Below are 17975 nucleotides of genomic sequence, written 5' to 3'. Positions count from 1 at the left end.
AGTATATTATTTGCTTATAATAAAACTAAACGTTTAGTTTATAAAATAACTTAAGGGAAGTCTTGATGAAACATAGACTCTCAAAGCCTCTGCGTAAGGAGATGAATCAGCAAATCATTTATCAAAGCATCATAAAAACCACTTAAAAAGGAGTTCATTCATATGGCTAAAGAAAACAAACAAACAGCAGATCAAGGAATTTCACCTGGTTTAACCCTTCTTCTCGCAACGGCATGCGGTATCATTGTCGCTAATCTTTATTATGCACAGCCCTTGGCAGGATTCATTAGTGCGGCAATCGGGCTTTCTCCAAGCAGCGCAGGATTGATTGTCACACTGACTCAAATCGGATACGTTGCCGGCTTACTGTTTCTCGTCCCTTTGGGAGACATTATCGAAAACAAAAAACTTGTCGTTGTATCGCTCCTTCTAAGCGCAGCCGCTTTGACACTGACAGCATTTGCGAAGCATGGAACACTGTTTTTAGCCGCTGCGTTTTTCATCGGACTGGGATCAATTGCAGCCCAAGTGCTAGTTCCGTTCGCATCATACCTTGCACCGGACGCCGCACGCGGCCGGGTTGTCGGCAATGTGATGAGCGGCCTGCTGCTCGGTATTATGCTTTCCCGTCCGATATCCAGTCTGGTCGCTGATATATGGGGGTGGAATGCCATATTTGCTTTATCCGCCGCGTTAAGTGTTGTCCTGGCAATCGTCTTATCAAAAGTGCTTCCTGCCAGAAAACCAACAGCAAACACAAGCTACACCGTCTTACTCGGTTCAATGTGGAAGCTGCTGCGCACGACTCCGGTCTTACGCCGCCGTGCCATTTATCATGCGTTTGTATTTGGAGCTTTCAGCTTGTTCTGGACGACTGTACCTTTATTATTGTCCGGTCCTGCTTTTCATTTTTCTCAAAAGGCAATCGCGCTGTATGCATTAGCAGGCATTGCAGGTGCAGCGGCTGCACCGATAGGCGGCCGTCTGGCTGATCGCGGCTTGACCCGGCTTGCCACCGGAATCGCTCTCGGTGTTGTCATCGTTTCTTTATTACTCCCGCTCATGATTCAAAGCAGCTCTCACGTCGGCATAGCAGTTCTGGTGGCCGCAGCTATCCTGTTGGATATGGGTGTATCTGCCAATCTCGTACTCAGTCAGCGTGCCATTTTTTCGTTGGCACCTGAATTTCGCAGCCGATTAAACGGATTATTTATGGCCATCTTCTTTCTGGGCGGTGCTATAGGATCATCAATCGGAGGATGGGCATACGCCTCAGGCGGGTGGAGTATCACATTATGGATTGGAATTGCTTTTCCGGTCATCGCATTGCTTTATTTCACCACGGAGAAATAAGCCATTCACCAAAAATAAGCCGTCAGGACCAAGCTGACAGCTTTTTTTGATGTATTCTTCTTTACATCCTTCGGAACAAAAAACCCCTGTTTCATGAGTAATTTTGCTTCATGCGGTTCCACATTCTCACCGTTAAGATCGTAATCAATAGAAACGAAACGATTACTAACACAATACCTGTCATTGACTCACTGAAATTGATAACGACAAAGCTGGACAATAGCACCATAGGAATATTTGAAATCAATACAGTTAACATGTAGGCAGAATACTTTAACCCGACTGCAGCGGATAAAAAACAAATCACATCCGTAGGAGCTGCCGGACAAATCATCCCCAATGCCAAAAACTTATAATTGTACGCCTCCAATAACACTTTCAAGTCAGGATATTTATCTTCCAGCAATTGAGTCGTTTTTTCGCTGGCGAATTTCTTTGAAAAAAGATAAACCAACGTTTCGCTTATAAACAGGCCGGCCATTGATAATAAAATGCTGACCATCGGATCAAAGCAGATTCCGCCCAAAAACATCAGCGTCATGCCGGGAATAAAAAAGAGAAGCCTGACGACCCACAAAGCCAAAAACAGCAGCATCGCGTATTGCACATGCCCTGATATAAAGTCCGTTACATCATTCATATCAAATGACAGCACGTCCAGTTCCTTCAAACAATAAACGCCTAAAAACCATATACATAATAAAATCATTTTATTTTTCAATTTCTCCGCTCTCCTCGCTTTCTATCACATCATAAGAAAAAAAAATGAAGAAACAGCCGGTAAAATTCTTAAGTATTCTTAAGTTATTCTAAGAAAAAAGCTTACGGAACGTTTGTCCCGCAAGCTCTAGTCAATCGGGTGTTCAACAGAAAAACGAAGCCATCCGCCGCTGTAATCCGCATGAATACGGCCGCTGTGAAGCTCAACAATTCTCTTTGAAATGGCAAGTCCGAGCCCGGTACCTTGATGACCCGTCCTAGCCTTATCCCCTCTGAAAAACCGTTCAAACAATTGATTGATATCGTCAGCAGGGAGATTTTCGGCCTTGTTTGACACTTGCAAAATTGCTTTTTCATCTTTTATTTCTAGGTTTATGAACAATTCAGATGGTTTGATGCTGTACTTCAGCGCATTCATAAAAAGATTATCATAAACGCGAACCATCTTTTCTATATCAATACAGACGGGAACATGTTCTTCCGTAATTGATTTTCGGACAGTTAATTGTTCCTTTTCAAAAATGGGAATGTACTCTCCGGTGATTTGTTCCAATAGGGCAGACAAGTCTGTTTTGCTGCGGTTCAAAGTAACGTCCGGACTCGATAAATGTGTATATTCAAACAGTTCATCTATTAAATATTTCAGCCTTTGCGATTTTGAATAAATCGTTTCAAGGTACTCCTGAAATTGGGCTTTACTGTTGTATTGTTCTTTTTTAAGCAGATCCAAATATCCGATAATTGATGTTAACGGGGTCCTTAAATCGTGGGATACACTTGAGATCAGCTCACTTTTCGCTCGTTCTAATTGTCTTTCATGTTCAAATTTACTCTCTAATTCTTCGGACATATAATTGATATGTTGTGCAAGCTGTGTCAATTCATCCCTGCTTTCAGTCCTGATGGTCAAGCCTAAATTTCCATTGGCAATATGGTGAACACTCTCCGTAATGTGTTTCAAATATAATATTTTTTTCCGCACCAATAACAAAAAAACCGCAATAAAGGTCAAAATAGCTGCAGTAAATTGAATCAGTATCCTAAAATTAGCGTTTCCCTGGCTCACATCTGTTAAATAATTTATTTTGTACAGATATGAGATAGATAAAATAACAAGAATCAACACACCAAATGCAACAAGATAACTAATTGCGATCGCGATCAGAAGCCTGACAATCAGCTTATTTCCAAACTTCTTCATATTTTGTATCCTGTTCCCCATACCGTTTTGATATAAATCGGATGTTTAGAATCCTCTTCTATCTTGTCTCTGATCTTTGTGATGTGGACCATCACCGTATTGTCCGACTTAAAAAAGTCTTCCTTCCATACCGCCTCATATATTTTTTCAACACTCATGACAATTCCTTTGTTTCTCGAAAGCAGCTCCAGAATATCAAACTCTTTCGGAGTCAGCCTGACTTCTTTCCCCCGCACCCACACTTGCCTTGTATCTGTATTCACGGTCAAATCACCGATTTCAATGACGTTCTTCGTGCTAATTGTATCTGTATTGTATTTTTTATACCTTCTCAGCTGCGATTTCACTCTGGCGATCAATTCCAATGGGTTAAACGGTTTCGTTAAATAATCATCTGCGCCGGAGGCCAGTCCTTGAATTTTATCCATATCCTCCGATTTGGCGGAAAGCATGATGATGGGCAGATTGCGTTCTTCTCTGATCTTCATGCATGCCTCAATCCCATCCATATTGGGCATCATAATATCCAAAATAATCAGGTCAAACTCCTTTTGCTCCAATAATTTCAATGCTTCAGCAGCATCTTCCGCCTTCTGTGTGTCTATTCCTTCATTTTCTAAATAGACAGAGATCAGGTTTCGGATATCTTTGTCATCATCCACGATAAGAATGCTTGTCCCCATATGAATCCTCCCTCGTTTTTTGCGGCAATGAACAGCTGAAAACATAAGTTGGCGGAATATTCCTGAATTCTCTCCTTACTTCTGTTTTCGGAAAGAATTGCTCAATCAATGCCTTTTTATATTGAGTATATTGGAATGTAATGAATTCTCCGTTATCTTTTAAGATTTTAGCCGTATTCGTCAAAATATCAGCAGACACTTTTTTCGGAAGGCTTGCAAAAGGAAGTCCTGAGACGACATAGTCGGCATAAGGGATTCCATGCTCCTTCATATGACTCTCAATATGTTCAGCCGATCCATGTACAATAAATAGGTTCTGTTCCTCTTTATATTTTTCTTGCAGCAAAGCATAAAATTCCTCATTTTGTTCTATCAATAAGATCATCGTCCCAGGCTGCCGTTTTTCAAGCAGCTTTTTTGTAAATACTCCCGTACCCGGCCCGTATTCAACAATGTATTCAGCTTTATGAAAATCAATTTTTCCCATCATCTTCTCAGCAAGAAAACGCGAGCTGGGCAGAACGGCGCCGACAGATCTGGGATTCATAATATATTGAAATAAAAATAACAGACGTTTCATCTTTAATCTCTCCATTTGTTTTGAATTTATAAAACACACTCTACATTCAAAACCTGAAGAAAAAGCGGTGAAAGTTCTTAAGAAATCTTAAGATATAAAAAAAGACGGCGGGATTTGCCGTCTTTTTCAGCTGCCGATTCTTTCAGCAGCGGTAAAACCATGTCATAATATGTTAAGAAATAATTGCGCCATAGGCAGGTGAAACACATGAAGAAGTATTTATATAAACACCTTTTGTTAACTCTCGTTTCGTCCGTTTGCTTTTTATTGGTCTTTTACATGAATTTAAAAATGACACAGGAAGACACACCGCCGTTGTCTTCTTACCCGTTTTACCTTTTTATTTATCTTTACATAGCAGCCGGATATTTGACGGTCGGCCTTGTTTTAGCTTGTATGACTGATATCTTGAAGAACCGCTGGACATTCAATAAACCGTCTACCATTCTATTGAAACTTATCGTTTACTTACTCATACCGTATGCTATTTTTCATTCTTTCTCCATTTTAATGGCGCCGTTAGTTTATGTGCTGTTTGAGTCGTTATTCATCCTGAGAAAAGCTTCATAACCTGAAAAAACATACCGCATGCTGCCGGTATGTTTTTAACATGCTTGTCAGTTGTTCGCAGTGATCTGTTTGATGTTTTCTTCCATCAAGCCGGAAATGAGCTGTTCGTTTGTATGAGGAATCTGTTTGAGCTGTTGTACGACCAGCCCTTGTCTTGCAGCTGAATGATTTTGACTCAGCTTTGCTTTCCCCTCTATTTTGCTGATATTGATTTTAAAGCCTTTTACCCCTTTGTTCATGCCTGCCAGCAATTTCGCATCGACATCCTCTAATTTGTACGGGCTGTCGGGGCTTTCGTATTTCAATACGAGATCACTCATCGACTGCACGGTTTCTTCCTCATCCAAAAGCTCCGCCTCTCCGTAAACATGAACCGCCACATAATTCCATGTGGGAACAGCCTGATTCGTCTCATACCATTTAGGCGAGATATAACAATGCGGCCCTTGAAAAACGGCTAACACGTTTTGGCCATCAATCTCTTTCCATTGGGGGTTCGGCAATGCAAAATGACCGTATAAGCATTCGTTATTCTTACTCATCATCAATGGCAGGTGGGTTGCATACGGCATGCCTCCCGCCGTTGAAAACAATGCTGCGAAACCATACTCTTTGATGACATCGCACGCTTCAGCTTCACTCAGCTGAAATGGAGCCGGAATATACATACAAAACTCTCCTCTCGAACATGGATTGATAAAGCGCTTTCCGCTATAATAAGATATCACCTGACATTTAAAAAGGTACAGTTAGGAATAAATACACATGTCAGAGGAGAACATCTGATGAAAAATATGATTTTCGCTTTCGAAAGCGACACCCCGAAATACAAACAAATTTACGAGCAATTTAAAACATTGATTGAGCAGGGAAATATTCAGGCAGATGAGCGGCTGCCTTCGATTCGGGAGCTGGCAGATTCCCTGCGGGTAAGCCGTAATACAACGCTGATGGCTTATGATCTTCTTTTAGCGGAGGGATACATTCGCGGAGAAACACGCAAAGGTTATTTTGCAAATGAAGTAGAACCTTCTATATTTCAAAAAGAAAACGATGTTGTTTACGCTGAAAAAACCGAATCAACTCAGCCGGTCCTGATTGATTTTCGCGCCGGAGCCGTCGATCAAAAGCATTTTCCTCTGAAAACATGGAGAAAATTATACAATCAAGTTTTGACATCAGAGAAAAGCTTCCTGTACGGTGAACCGTTCGGCGAGAGAGACCTGCGTGAACAAATTGCCGCTTATCTCTTAGAATCCCGCGGAGTGAAAACAGATGCGGATTCCATTATCATCGGCAGCAGCACGCAGCAGATGCTGATATATCTCAGCCGGATTCTGAAAGAGGATTTTTCGGGAATGATCGTTGAAGACCCGGGATTTGACGGTGCCAGAGCGGCTTTTCAATTTCACGGGCTATCTCTGGAAACGATGCCTGTCTATGAAAACGGAGCTGATTTTTCTCAATTACATGCAATGAAAGAAAAATTAATCTATGTGACCCCATCCCATCACAGCCCTTACGGCGTAAGCATGTCCATTCAGCAGCGCCAAACTCTGATCAATTGGGTGAATCATAGAGAGGGTTATATTCTTGAGGATGATTATGACAGTGAATTCCGTTATACACAGCAGCCGTTTCCCGCTCTTGCTTCCATTCAATCAGACCGGGTGATTTATTTAGGGAATTTCTCAAAATCCTTTCTTCCGGGCATCCGCATAAGCTATATGGTTTTGCCGCAGCGCCTTTTGCACCGGTATAAAGAACGGTTTATTCATTTCGAAAGCACCGCTTCTTCGCTTAACCAGCTGACCATGGCTGAATTGATGAAGGCCGGTGAATGGACCCGCCATATTAAGCGCATGCGCATTGTTTACAGGCGAAAAATGCAGCACTTGATTTCACATGTAAAGCAGCAGTTCGGCGATCATGTGACGATCATCGGCGAGCAGTCGGGATTGTATATATTGGTGAGAGTTCACCTGAACTATACAGAAGAAACATTAATCGAACGCGCTTTTCAGTACGGAGTGAAGGTATATCCTACCACCGTTTATTTCGTTGCCGAAAAACCCGAACCGCCGATCATAAAGCTGGGTTTCGCCCATCTCGATACGGATCAGATCACACATGGCGTACAGCTTTTGAGAAATGCTTGGCTGTCATGAAAGAAAAAAGGCGCCGAACGGCGCCTTTTTTTATTTCGTATTTCTTGTGAATTTCGGCAGTCCAAATATGATGGCGGCGATGCCGCAGATTCCGATTAAAACGGGATAGAAAGAGTATGGCAGGATGCTGACTGGTGAAATATTCCCGAATTTCCCGGCTGATAACAGCTGCGCGCCGTAAGGAATCAATCCTTGAATCATGCACGAAAAGATATCCAGAATACTTGCCGATTTTCTGTTGTCGATGTTGAATTTATCAGCGATATTCTTTGCAATCGGCCCGGCTGCGATAATCGAGATCGTATTATTGGCCGCAGCCAGATTCGTCACGCTGACCAGTCCGGCAATGCCGGCTTCGGCGCCTTTTTTCGAACGGATTCGTTTCGTGATGAACTCCAGTAAAAAGTCGATCCCGCCGTTTTGTTTCATCACGCCGACCATCCCGCCGATCAGCATGGACAGGATGATCAGATCGCTCATTCCGGCAATTCCATCCGTAATCGCCTTAAAATAAGAGTCAAGCGTCAGGCTGCCGCCCGCTAATCCGATGATCCCCGTCAAAACCAATCCGCCGAATATGACAGCCATCACATTAATACCGATTAACGCAAAAACCAACACGGCGACATAAGGAAGCACCTTAATCCAGCTGTAAGATTCAGCACCCGTATGGCCGGCGTGGCCTGCCGGAATAAAAAATAAGATAATAACAGTCACAATGGCAGCAGGCAAAACAATCAGAAAGTTCGTTTTGAATTTATCCATCATTTGTGTTTTTTGCGTCCGGACTGACGCGATGGTCGTATCAGAAATAAAAGAAAGATTATCTCCGAACATAGCTCCGCCGACCACAGCCGCCATCGTAATCGCCCCGGAGATGCCAAGCTCTCCGCTCAGACCCGCGCTGATCGGCGCAACCGCCGCAATCGTGCCCATTGATGTTCCCATCGATATAGAAATAAAACAAGCAATGATAAACAGTCCCGGCAGCAAAAACTGCTGCGGAATAACGCTCAAAGCAAGATTGACAGTTGAATGCACCGCTCCCATCGCTTCAGCCGCCGAAGCAAAGGCACCTGCCAATATAAAAATCATAACCATAATGATAATATCAGGATGTCCCGCACCGGAAGCGAACCATTCTATTTTTTGATTGAGCGATTTCTTCCGGTTAAATAACAGCGCAAAAGCTGACGCAATGATCGCGGCAATCAAGATCGGCAATTTATAAAAATCTCCGGTCACCAGACCAGAGCCGACAAAAAGCCCTACGAATAAGACTAAAGGCAATAACGCCCAAGGGTTCTTTTTATTGTTCATCTGGGTAAACCACCTCTTTTCAGCATTAAAGTCGCTAATCACAGTCTAAGCAACATTTCACACTTTAAAAGTCTGCAGTAAAAAAGTCAAGCTGAAAAAAGGATAAGTAATGATTGATAAGATAGAAAAAGCTGTTTTGTTTCCACTCTTTAGAAAATAAAAAAACCAAGGCTCGTTTCCCTTGGTACATTTCATGCGGCCCCGCGTCCGGGACACCTTCTCTTCATTCAGAAATACATTCAGCTTTCAATCTGTTTTTAAGTTTCGCTTCATTTTCAAGGATATCTTCATAATCCTCAATCTTCCTGTTTAATCGTTTTATGGTTTCATCAATTTCCCTCTGTTTCTCCGTCAGCCTTTTCCTTTCATTTATAAGGATGTTTTTTCGGGGTTCGATCGTATGATCGGCTCCTTCAATAAATAAAGCGGTATATTCAATCAGCGCCTCAATCGACAGCCCGGCACTTCTCATGCATTTAATAAATTCAATCCAATTCACATCATCTTCGTCATAATCGCGGATGCCGCTTTCATCGCGTTTTACCGGAGGAATCAGTCCTATACTTTCATAATACCTAAGCGTTGCGGCTGATAACTCAACCTGCTTTGCAGCCTGCGCAATCTTCATATTTTTACCACCCGTCCTTCATACCTTTCATAAGCGTGCCATTATAGAATATCATTTCATAAAAAAATAAACCAAACTCCTTGACTTAAAGTCCGCTTTAACATTTAAAGTAAAACCGAACAGAGGATTCATCACTTTATCTTGGAAAGGAAGATAACCATGTGCAATAATCATCCGACTCGTGTATTAAGCGCTCCGCATGCAAAAGCTAAATTTGAGCGGACAACGATTGAGAGAAGAGCATTACGGCCGCACGATATCCTGATTGATATTAAGTACAGCGGGATTTGTCACTCAGACATCCACAGTGCATTCGATGAATGGGGCGGCGGAATCTTTCCGATGGTTCCCGGACACGAAATTGCCGGAGTTGTGGAAGCCGTGGGTGAAGAAGTCACCACATTTGCCGTCGGCGACCGTGTGGGTGTCGGCTGTTTTGTAGACTCCTGCGGGGAATGTGAATACTGTCTGAACGGAGACGAACAATATTGCACAAAAGGCGTTGTTCAGACTTATAATAACCTGGACTACGACGGAAACCCTACGTACGGCGGCTACAGCCAGAAAATAGTTGTCACTGACAGATTCGTTGTCCGGATTCCGGATCAGCTGGATTTGGATGCTGCCAGCCCGCTATTGTGCGCGGGCATTACCACCTATTCTCCGCTGAAACACTGGAATGCCGGCCCCGGCAAAAAAGTGGCGATTGTCGGAATGGGCGGGCTCGGACATTTAGCCGTTCAATTCGCGCACGCTTTAGGCGCAGAGGTCACCGTCCTCAGCCGCTCAATGAACAAAAAAGACGAAGCGCTTGAATTTGGAGCCGATCATTACTTTGCAACAAGCGATCCAAATACATTTACTGAGCTGGCCGGACGATTTGATCTTATTTTAAATACAGTATCCGCGAACCTTGACGTAGATGCCTACTTATCCCTGCTTCGCATTGACGGTACATTGGTAAATGTGGGAGCGCCCGCTAAGCCGGACTCATACAGTGTGTTCTCCTTAATCACGGGCCGCCGCAGCATTGCGGGTTCACTCGTCGGCGGTATTCCGCAGACTCAGGAGATGCTTGATTTCGCCGCCGAGCACGGCATTGCTCCTAAAATTGAAGTGATACCGGCCAATCAAGTTGACGAAGCGTACGAACGGGTTCTCCAAAGCGATGTCCGCTACCGTTTCGTCATTGATATTTCAACTTTATAATCGACATAAAAAAACATACCAATATTTGTTGGTATGTTTTTTTCAGTTCAAATTATTTTTTATTTCAGCAGCCATCCGGGCACCGCTTTTATATAAACCAATTCGCCTATCAATTCAACAATCGTCTGTGTGACGATAACAGCGGCGGCTAATGAAGCCCAAGCATCCGGCAGAGCCAGCGCTAACGGAAGGACTGCGAGAGAATTTCTTGTGCCCGTGCTGAAGATCAATGCTCTTCCTTCACCTGTATCCAGACGGAACGCATATGCGATAAACCGGGAGACAAACGGCATAATGAGCAGGAATAACAGATAGATCGGAATCACACGTATAATGATGCCAGCATCACTGATGACCTTGCCGATTTGTGTGGCGACGACCGCCAGTAAGACCAGAGCCATCAAAGGAACAGGCAGCCAGGCCGTCCACTCTAACATCTTTTCTCCAGCCGGCTTCTTATCAGCCCACAATTGTGTCATCACTGCCGCCAGCAGCGGTCCCGCTATTAAACATAAGAATGCTTCCAGAAACGGCCCCGCATGAACAGCCCCTATCACTTCTTTCCCGATAAACAGCCACAAGTATAACGGAAGCAATACCATCTGAACGGCGAACAAAACCGGCGTGGAAGCCAGTATTAATCTCTCATTTCCTTTGCCGAGCTGAGTAAAGACGATGACGTAATCAATACAAGGTGTAAGCAATACCAAACAAACCCCTAATAATATAGGAGGAGATTGAGGAAAAATGGCGGTTAACACCCATACAACGACAGGTACAGCTAAGAAATTACCGATCAATAAAGCCGCCATAAACTTGAGGTTTGACATGGCTTCCTTCAGCTTCAAGAATGGGATTTGGGCAAACATGGCATACATGAGAACAGCGATAAGCGGTGATATCGTCCATCCCCAGCGAAGTCCTGAATCTTTCCCGGCGATCCCCGCTATTCCGCCGATTACAAGAGTCACACCATATATCCAAATTTGCTGTTTTTCTATTGTCTCTCTGGTTATTTTCATTGGCTGACACCTCTTCTCCGCCCATTATACCTTCTTTTCTGCCGGAATTAAAAAACACCAAGGGTCTGTACACTTGGTGTTTTCAGGACGCGTGTTATTGTTGTCAAAACCGCTTACGAAAGCTTATTTGTGTTCTCTGTCCTGCCAACGAATAAGGTCACGGCAACACTCGCTGAACTGACCAAAGTCCCCAGTACGGCAGCAAGAATTGTTAAAAAGCCATTGGGGATCAGAAATCCAATCGGAATGAGCCCCGCAAACGTGAGAACGATAAAACATTGATAGACTCCGGATATGATTCTCACAACCAAACTGCCAAAAAAGGACATGACGAATGGAGGAATGAACAAACATAAGATGATTCCGAGTGAGATCAATAAAATCATAGGCTCGTCAAAAGAAATGACACGATCGCCGGGAGACTCTTCAGCAGCCGCGAATACAGCAAATATAGACATTATCAGCGTAAGAAAAACAAGAAAAAACCTTTTCAGCAACGTTATGACTCCTTTTTTTATAAAAACGGGTATCTTTTTTTCAATCACAATAACCATTTTATGTTATCAAATGAAATAATATGAAGTCAAACCGAGTTCTGCACCTGATTTATTGGTTCTTATTTTTTTGATAATTTCCATATAATTGTCCGCAAGCAGCATCTATATCAATGCCAAATTGACTTCTGACGGTCACGTTAATTCCTGCTGACTTTAATTTTTTATAGAAGTTTACAACTTGTTTCTCATTTACTTCTTCAAATCTCATAGGTGAACTAACAGTCGGGTTATATCTAATGATGTTTACATGGAACAAGTTCCCTCTCTTATATCTGCTTCTTAAAAGATTTACTACTTCATTCGCATGATCAATAGAATCATTAACTCCCGGCAGCATAATATAAGCAATATAAACTTTTCTTGAGGTCACACGTATATGCTCATCTAATGTGTCCATTACCTCCAATAACGGGTAGCGTTCATTAATCGGCATTAACTTGCTTCGCTGTTCATTAAAAGGAGAATGTAATGAAAACGTCAGGTTGACCTGCGGATAATCCTGAGTGATTTTTTTAATGCCCGGAATAATACCTATGGTCGAAATAGATAACCTGCGAGGGCTTAAAGCAAACAACTCCGGATTTGTAAGCACATGTAAAGCATCAAAAACTTGTACATTCGCTAATGCTTCTCCCATTCCCATAAAAGAAATACTGTCAATTGAATGTCCTTTTAAGTGAAAGTACAAAATTTGGTCAGTCATTTCATCTGACGTTAAATTGCGTTTTAAACCAATATCTCCTGTTGCACAAAATGTACAGCCGAAATGACAGCCGCACTGCGAGGATATACAAAATGACTCCCAACCGGCTTTATATTTCATATTAACCGTCTCTATTTTTTCGTCTCCAGAAATTTCAAATAAGACTTTTGTAACTTGCTCAGAATGCTGCACTTTTAAAGGAGCAATATTTAAAATTGACTCTCCGAACTCCTCTATTAACAATTTTCTCAAGGATTTAGGAAGAACCGTTATTTCATTGAAATGATTTATTCTCCCTTGGAATACAGCATTTTTGATTTGATTCATTCTAAAATCAGGAAATTTATTTTGCTTCAGGAACTCTTGGATTCTTATATACTTGTTTTTTTGTTGCATGTTTTCTCATCCTTCCATAATACTCTTGTTTGTTTGAGTAAATAGAAGGGAGTGATCATCTAACCTTTTTTTAAAATCAGGCACAAAAAAACACCGACACAATTATCGGTGCTACGCTTAAATAACATCATGCACAAATAAACAAGGACATTATGTCATTGGATTATCGTTTATTTGACATAGAGAAAAAGCACCGATAACTGTTTTTGTATGGTGATTTGGCTTAAAAAAGGACAGACTGCTCCCTTTGTCCGCCAAGATGTTTCCAATTTTTGCATTTTTACCATACAAAATTCCATAAATCGTTATCATTGCTTTCACCTCTTTCTTGTCAATATTAGCAATAATCACCATATCATAAGGTTTCCCTTATGTAAAGCTAAACAAATGCTTACGCCCCCGCTAATGACAGTATTATATAACTTGCTTATTAAGCCTAATCCAAGTACAGAAAGCGCGCTGATCACATTTTTCACTTATCCGCGACGGAACATTTCTTATATAATGGGTGACCGGCAGCTGCCTGCTTGAATCCCAATCTTCTTATAGTGATTTTTTATATTCATGACAGTATGATGATTTGTCACTTCAGCAATCAGATCGTTTATTCGGTCCAGATTAATCGGTTTATTTTCTGATAAGCTGCTGAAGCTTTCTCTGATTTCTTCAGGATAGACATTTCCAGCCATGCTTGACAGGCCGTTACACCCGTTACTCAGCATCTTCGGAAATTCAACGTCTCCTGCCGCAAACAAAATAAAGTGATCAGGGAACTCTGTTTGTTTATGACGCAGAACATCTCCTCCTTCTTTCAGCCCCCTTATCCCGGGATGCCGGCTTATTAAGTCTTTAAGCGCTTTCTCACTCAGATTAAAACCGGTCCGGCCGGGGTTATTATAAAGCACAGCCTCTTTAGAGGTATGACTGAGAAGTTCGTCAACGTAATAAACGGCTTGCTGCTGTGTCGGTCTTATATAAGGAGGAAAACCAATCAGTACAGAATCAATATTGGTTTTCTCGATGTGTTTCATCAGTTTGACGGCATCACTGGTTCTTACGGCTGAAACACCGAACATCAGTTCAACATCTTCAAATTTTCGCTGATGAACATACTCAATGATCTGAAGACGCTCATCTATGCTGAGTGAATGCTGTTCACCAGTCGTGCCGCATATGAGTAACGAATGGATACCGCTGTTTTTCAAATGTTCGACAATAGCATCAAATCCTTCTAAATATAAACTTTCATCTTCATGAAAAGGCGTAGGGATAGCAACATTAAAATTTCGCATGAGAATGTCCTCCAAGTACATATTCTTGAATATCTGCAGAGTATCATATAACACTGTCTGACATTTAAAAAGGTACAGTTTCGGATAAACAAACATGTCAGATGTATAGGCCGACACACAAAAAAAGCAGGCAAAGAGAGCCTGCTTCATTGCTTCATCCTCTAGCGATTCATTCCCTGGATGGCTTGACAAATATGAGTAATAAGACAAACTGAATATAAAAATTGTGCTAATGAGGTGATGCTGTATTCTGCCGTTAATGAAAATTACAGCCGCTTAATATCCATTGTGTCAGACATGTCACAGCAGGAGATTGATTATAAAGGACCAAATCAAACATACAATAGTACAGCTCAGCTAATAAGACACTTAGCATATGTTGATCTCAACTGGATATTCAGAATAAAGGGTGAACCGATACCAAAGCAGCTTGAAGAGAAGTATGGACCAATGTTAGATCAGAACAATAAGCTCCCTTTCATTTCCGGTGTTTCATTAGAACAAATTCTCACTGATTATGAAGAAGTATTCAGCATGTTTAAGTCTGTTTGTTATGAGTTAACTGACGATCAGCTGAATCATACAGTAGATTATGAAGCAGAAAAACAAGCAACCATTCAATGGGGAATATGGCATATGGCAGACCATAATAGATATCATCAAGCTCATATTCATCAGCTTCGCAAATGGTTTGAAGAGAAACAGAAACTTGGCAGTTAAAGCCGCTTATTAGGAGGAGCAAGGATAAATTTATTACAAATTCCCTGCGGATTGCCTATTTTCACTGACTGCCAATCAATTAAAATGTACAGACAAAAAACCACATTTGCTGTTGAAAAGTTGTGGAATAAAGCATCGCATCAACTGCACTATGACAAGCTGAAACGTTAATATTTTGTGTTTCAGCCATTCAATCGCTTTATTTAATGATGCTGTCCAAATACGATTTTTTCCTATAGTCTTTGCAGCAGTAAAGTCCTCTGGAATCCTATACTAATCTTCCGCAGCCGCTGCATCGGCCTTTGTCACATGAACCGTACCAAACGGATGGTTAGGAGGAGCATAAATTGAATACAGTTTTAACGGCGTATTACCCGTATTCACAACATTGTGCCAAGTGCCGGCAGGGACAACAATGGCAAAGTCATCATAGACATTTCTTTGGAAAGTTAAATGTTCCTTGCTCTTACCCATTTTAACGATCCCCCGGCCTTGCTCAATCCGTAAGAATTGATCTACGTGGGGGTGGATTTCCAAACCGATATCTTCTCCAATGCCGATACTCATTAAAGTAATTTGAAAATGTTTTCCCGTCCATAGAGCCGTACGGAATGTATTGTTTTGTTTTGCGGCTTTATTGATATTCACAACGAATGGTTTTGGTCCATAATCTTTCAAGAGAAGGTTTCTATCTTCGTATGAAGGATCATAGTTATTTGGAACAGTCCAATAAACAGATCTTCCATCGCTATACATCGGTACATTCACACAATAATAACATTGATGCGAAAAAGGTATATAATACATTTTTCATCCCCGCAATTTTAAATTTTTGTGATATTATCCTATGCTTTTGGTAATGAGAGTGTGCCACACTAAGAAATTCCCTTGTTCAGCCTAAAAGACTTAAGTTAGCAGAAACGTTTTGGCCACTAAATCCGTTTGCATAAAAAATACCAACTGAATATGCGCGGACTAAAATCGTTGCACTGATGGATAATTTAGGCACATGCCCTTATCAAAAACAATCTGGGTGCATATCCTGCTCCTAAAAGTCATTCATAAAGGGAGTTTAGATATGTATTATTATTATCCGTATTATGTATATGATTACAGACAGCAGCCTGATTTAAGTCAGGCAAACCTTAAAATGCGAAGCCATTTATCTGCGATTCAACAAATTCCAATACACTCATCCTCCTTTCAACAATCAATGGCTGCGGTAGTGAAACACTTGCAGGCTGTCAGCAGAGCACTCGCTCTGGGATGCGGTATGAGTTCAGAATTCAGATTTCTTCCAGACACTTGGGGATTACGAGAACTTCATATTGTACACGCGAAATATCTTACTCCGTTGAGCTATCACGTTTATTCCGCTTTAGGCGCAGCAGAGCTTCTCGCCTCCGGACAAGGCCGGGCTCCTCATTTTCCTCTTATGGTTGGCTGCATGAATTCAATACTTCGTCTATGGTCAAACTTCCCCGCAGCGATAGCAGACCTGAGAAGAGCAGCCGGTCACCAATACGCGTCATCTGTAGACGAGGCGGAAAATCTCCTAAGACCAATGGTTCCAGCCACACAACAGGCATTATCCATCAGTCAATCTGCAGTGAGTCCGGCTATTTGGCAGGCTTCCTTACGTGCCGCGCAGTTAGCTCGGGAAGTACGTCAGAATGTTGCACAATCAATGAGTCAGGGATCTTCTTATTAATTAAGCCAAAAGATTTTTTCGGCTTTACACAGTCACATAACCGTACTTATTCAACACAAAAAAGAGCAGTAAACACGTAAGTTACTGCTCTCCTCTGTCTATCCACCGTTCATTTGTTTTACAATGTATTCAGCATCATTTCCTACACCTTGAAGCAGCGCTGAACCTCGCCTATGCTGCCAAGGCAAACCAATAAAATACAATCCTTCCACAGCTGAAACACCCCGGTGATGTATAATTCGGCCTTCCTTATCCAAAACACCTTCTATTTTCATCCAACAAAGCGGATTCTTAAAACCAGTTGCCCAAATGATATTGTTTACTTCTAATGAAGATGAATCTTTAAAAATCATTTCATTTTGCTTTCCGGCTATGACTCTTTGTTTTAAGATGATCTTCTTCTGTCTTATTGCATGTTTTAATTCATACCCAAATATGGGGTCGCCTTTCTTCTGAATGAACTTGCCTAATATTGATGTATGACTTGCATGTAAAACTCCTAATTTATCAAACCACCAAAAGATGCTTCTTTTTCCAATCCATAAAGGGAAATAAACCGGTTTATTACTGCAAGCCAAATATGTAACTCTTTCTTTGGATAATTCAACAGCTATCTGAGCCCCGCTATTCCCGCCGCCGACTACCAGTACATTCCCAGGCGCCAGTTGTTTTGAATGTTTATATTGTGAAGAATGTAATTGATGAATATGATCGGCTACATCCCTTGATATTGATGGAATGTTAGGGGTATGAAAAGGACCTGCGGCCATCACAAGATTCTTCGTTTGATATTCTTCCCGGTTTGTTTTTATTAAGAAATAGTTCTTTAATTTTTGGACACTTATTACTTCTGTCCGTAATTGGATCGGGATTTCAAATCTTTCAACATATTTTTTCAGATAAGCAGCAATTTCATTTTTTGAAGGGAGTCCATGCTTGTCTCCTTCAAGCTGCATTCCAGGCAAAGAGCTGTACATTCGAGAAGTAAATAAAACCAATGAGTCATACCGGTTTTTCCAGCTTTCTCCTACTTCATGACTTTTATCCAAAATGATAAACTTTTGTTTCGACTTCTTTAGATAATATCCTACTGAGATTCCTGCCTGACCGGCTCCGATTACTATCGTGTCGTACATATGAAT

At 41.6% G+C, this 17975-nt stretch carries 20 protein-coding genes; 6 read left to right on the top strand and 14 right to left on the bottom strand.

The features are described 5' to 3' along the window. Positions 1-162 precede the first annotated feature (162 nt). Entirely contained in the window at positions 163-1353 is a 1191-nt protein-coding gene (locus NYE28_RS02885) for an MFS transporter (protein WP_025284320.1), read from the top strand. A gap of 91 nt (positions 1354-1444) precedes the next feature. Here the strand turns inward: NYE28_RS02885 and NYE28_RS02880 are convergent, their stop codons facing one another. The 4 genes from NYE28_RS02880 to NYE28_RS02865 all read right to left on the bottom strand — a co-directional run bounded on the left by NYE28_RS02880 (position 1445) and on the right by NYE28_RS02865 (position 4537). Further along, positions 1445-2074: a VTT domain-containing protein gene (locus tag NYE28_RS02880; RefSeq protein WP_342490286.1), complete on the bottom strand. Its 630-nt coding sequence runs from the start codon at positions 2072-2074 to the stop codon at positions 1445-1447. A gap of 126 nt (positions 2075-2200) precedes the next feature. Next, complete coding sequence (locus NYE28_RS02875; RefSeq protein WP_025284318.1) at positions 2201-3274, bottom strand: HAMP domain-containing sensor histidine kinase; 1074 nt, start codon at positions 3272-3274, stop codon at positions 2201-2203. Continuing rightward, positions 3271-3957 carry a response regulator transcription factor gene (locus NYE28_RS02870; protein WP_342490285.1) on the bottom strand — a complete coding sequence of 229 codons (687 nt, stop codon included), beginning with the start codon at positions 3955-3957 and terminating at the stop codon, positions 3271-3273. Before NYE28_RS02870 ends, NYE28_RS02875 begins: the two co-directional genes overlap by 4 nt. After that, the gene (locus NYE28_RS02865; protein ID WP_095352365.1) at positions 3929-4537 is read right to left on the bottom strand and encodes an rRNA adenine N-6-methyltransferase family protein; all 609 of its coding nucleotides are present in this window, start codon (positions 4535-4537) and stop codon (positions 3929-3931) included. Before NYE28_RS02865 ends, NYE28_RS02870 begins: the two co-directional genes overlap by 29 nt. A gap of 207 nt (positions 4538-4744) precedes the next feature. On the opposite strand from NYE28_RS02865, the gene NYE28_RS02860 reads away from it, so the two are divergent. Next, complete coding sequence (locus NYE28_RS02860; protein WP_095352366.1) at positions 4745-5107, top strand: hypothetical protein; 363 nt, start codon at positions 4745-4747, stop codon at positions 5105-5107. Positions 5108-5154: 47 nt separating this feature from the next. On the opposite strand, the gene NYE28_RS02855 is transcribed toward NYE28_RS02860, so the two are convergent. Beyond that, on the bottom strand, positions 5155-5775 hold the full coding sequence (locus NYE28_RS02855; RefSeq protein ID WP_095352367.1) for an FMN-binding negative transcriptional regulator: 621 nt from the start codon (positions 5773-5775) through the stop codon (positions 5155-5157). 117 nt (positions 5776-5892) lie between these two features. Here NYE28_RS02855 and NYE28_RS02850 point away from each other — a divergent pair, with 117 nt between their 5' ends. Beyond that, positions 5893-7275 carry a PLP-dependent aminotransferase family protein gene (locus NYE28_RS02850; protein WP_342490284.1) on the top strand — a complete coding sequence of 461 codons (1383 nt, stop codon included), beginning with the start codon at positions 5893-5895 and terminating at the stop codon, positions 7273-7275. A gap of 30 nt (positions 7276-7305) precedes the next feature. Here NYE28_RS02850 and NYE28_RS02845 read toward each other — a convergent pair whose 3' ends face one another. Together NYE28_RS02845 and NYE28_RS02840 are read right to left on the bottom strand one after the other, a co-directional pair. Beyond that, positions 7306-8595 (bottom strand): Na+/H+ antiporter NhaC family protein, encoded by a 1290-nt coding sequence (locus tag NYE28_RS02845; RefSeq protein ID WP_007409336.1) that lies wholly within the window; start codon positions 8593-8595, stop codon positions 7306-7308. A 223-nt stretch (positions 8596-8818) separates the two neighbouring features. Continuing rightward, entirely contained in the window at positions 8819-9223 is a 405-nt protein-coding gene (locus tag NYE28_RS02840) for a MerR family transcriptional regulator (protein WP_043021453.1), read from the bottom strand. Positions 9224-9382: 159 nt separating this feature from the next. Between NYE28_RS02840 and NYE28_RS02835 the strand changes: the two genes are divergently transcribed. Beyond that, the gene (locus NYE28_RS02835) at positions 9383-10432 is read left to right on the top strand and encodes an NAD(P)-dependent alcohol dehydrogenase (protein WP_326146553.1); all 1050 of its coding nucleotides are present in this window, start codon (positions 9383-9385) and stop codon (positions 10430-10432) included. A 59-nt stretch (positions 10433-10491) separates the two neighbouring features. On the opposite strand, the gene NYE28_RS02830 is transcribed toward NYE28_RS02835, so the two are convergent. The 5 genes from NYE28_RS02830 to NYE28_RS02810 all read right to left on the bottom strand — a co-directional run bounded on the left by NYE28_RS02830 (position 10492) and on the right by NYE28_RS02810 (position 14402). After that, positions 10492-11454: a bile acid:sodium symporter gene (locus NYE28_RS02830; RefSeq protein ID WP_342490283.1), complete on the bottom strand. Its 963-nt coding sequence runs from the start codon at positions 11452-11454 to the stop codon at positions 10492-10494. A gap of 113 nt (positions 11455-11567) precedes the next feature. After that, the gene (locus tag NYE28_RS02825; RefSeq protein ID WP_015239247.1) at positions 11568-11951 is read right to left on the bottom strand and encodes a hypothetical protein; all 384 of its coding nucleotides are present in this window, start codon (positions 11949-11951) and stop codon (positions 11568-11570) included. Between the two features lie 109 nt (positions 11952-12060). Further along, a complete protein-coding gene (locus NYE28_RS02820) occupies positions 12061-13110 on the bottom strand; it encodes a Cfr family 23S rRNA (adenine(2503)-C(8))-methyltransferase (protein ID WP_015239246.1) in 1050 nt (349 codons plus the stop codon). A 150-nt stretch (positions 13111-13260) separates the two neighbouring features. Then, the gene (locus tag NYE28_RS02815; RefSeq protein ID WP_007409550.1) at positions 13261-13464 is read right to left on the bottom strand and encodes a hypothetical protein; all 204 of its coding nucleotides are present in this window, start codon (positions 13462-13464) and stop codon (positions 13261-13263) included. 143 nt (positions 13465-13607) lie between these two features. Next, entirely contained in the window at positions 13608-14402 is a 795-nt protein-coding gene (locus NYE28_RS02810) for a dihydrodipicolinate synthase family protein (protein ID WP_041482043.1), read from the bottom strand. A gap of 240 nt (positions 14403-14642) precedes the next feature. On the opposite strand from NYE28_RS02810, the gene NYE28_RS02805 reads away from it, so the two are divergent. After that, complete coding sequence (locus NYE28_RS02805) at positions 14643-15122, top strand: DinB family protein (protein ID WP_015239244.1); 480 nt, start codon at positions 14643-14645, stop codon at positions 15120-15122. Between the two features lie 273 nt (positions 15123-15395). Here the strand turns inward: NYE28_RS02805 and NYE28_RS02800 are convergent, their stop codons facing one another. Continuing rightward, positions 15396-15929 carry a cupin domain-containing protein gene (locus NYE28_RS02800; protein ID WP_043021449.1) on the bottom strand — a complete coding sequence of 178 codons (534 nt, stop codon included), beginning with the start codon at positions 15927-15929 and terminating at the stop codon, positions 15396-15398. 271 nt (positions 15930-16200) lie between these two features. Here NYE28_RS02800 and NYE28_RS02795 point away from each other — a divergent pair, with 271 nt between their 5' ends. Beyond that, positions 16201-16833, top strand: coding sequence for a hypothetical protein (locus tag NYE28_RS02795; RefSeq protein ID WP_025284305.1), 633 nt, complete (start codon positions 16201-16203; stop codon positions 16831-16833). Between the two features lie 98 nt (positions 16834-16931). Here the strand turns inward: NYE28_RS02795 and NYE28_RS02790 are convergent, their stop codons facing one another. After that, entirely contained in the window at positions 16932-17969 is a 1038-nt protein-coding gene (locus NYE28_RS02790) for an NAD(P)/FAD-dependent oxidoreductase (RefSeq protein WP_012116910.1), read from the bottom strand. Positions 17970-17975 lie beyond the last annotated feature (6 nt).

This window comes from Bacillus sp. FSL R5-0443 (genome assembly GCF_038608285.1).
Lineage (GTDB): Bacteria > Bacillota > Bacilli > Bacillales > Bacillaceae > Bacillus > Bacillus velezensis.
Note: the sequence above shows the minus strand (reverse complement) of the source record. Positions and strands in the feature narration are given on the sequence as shown.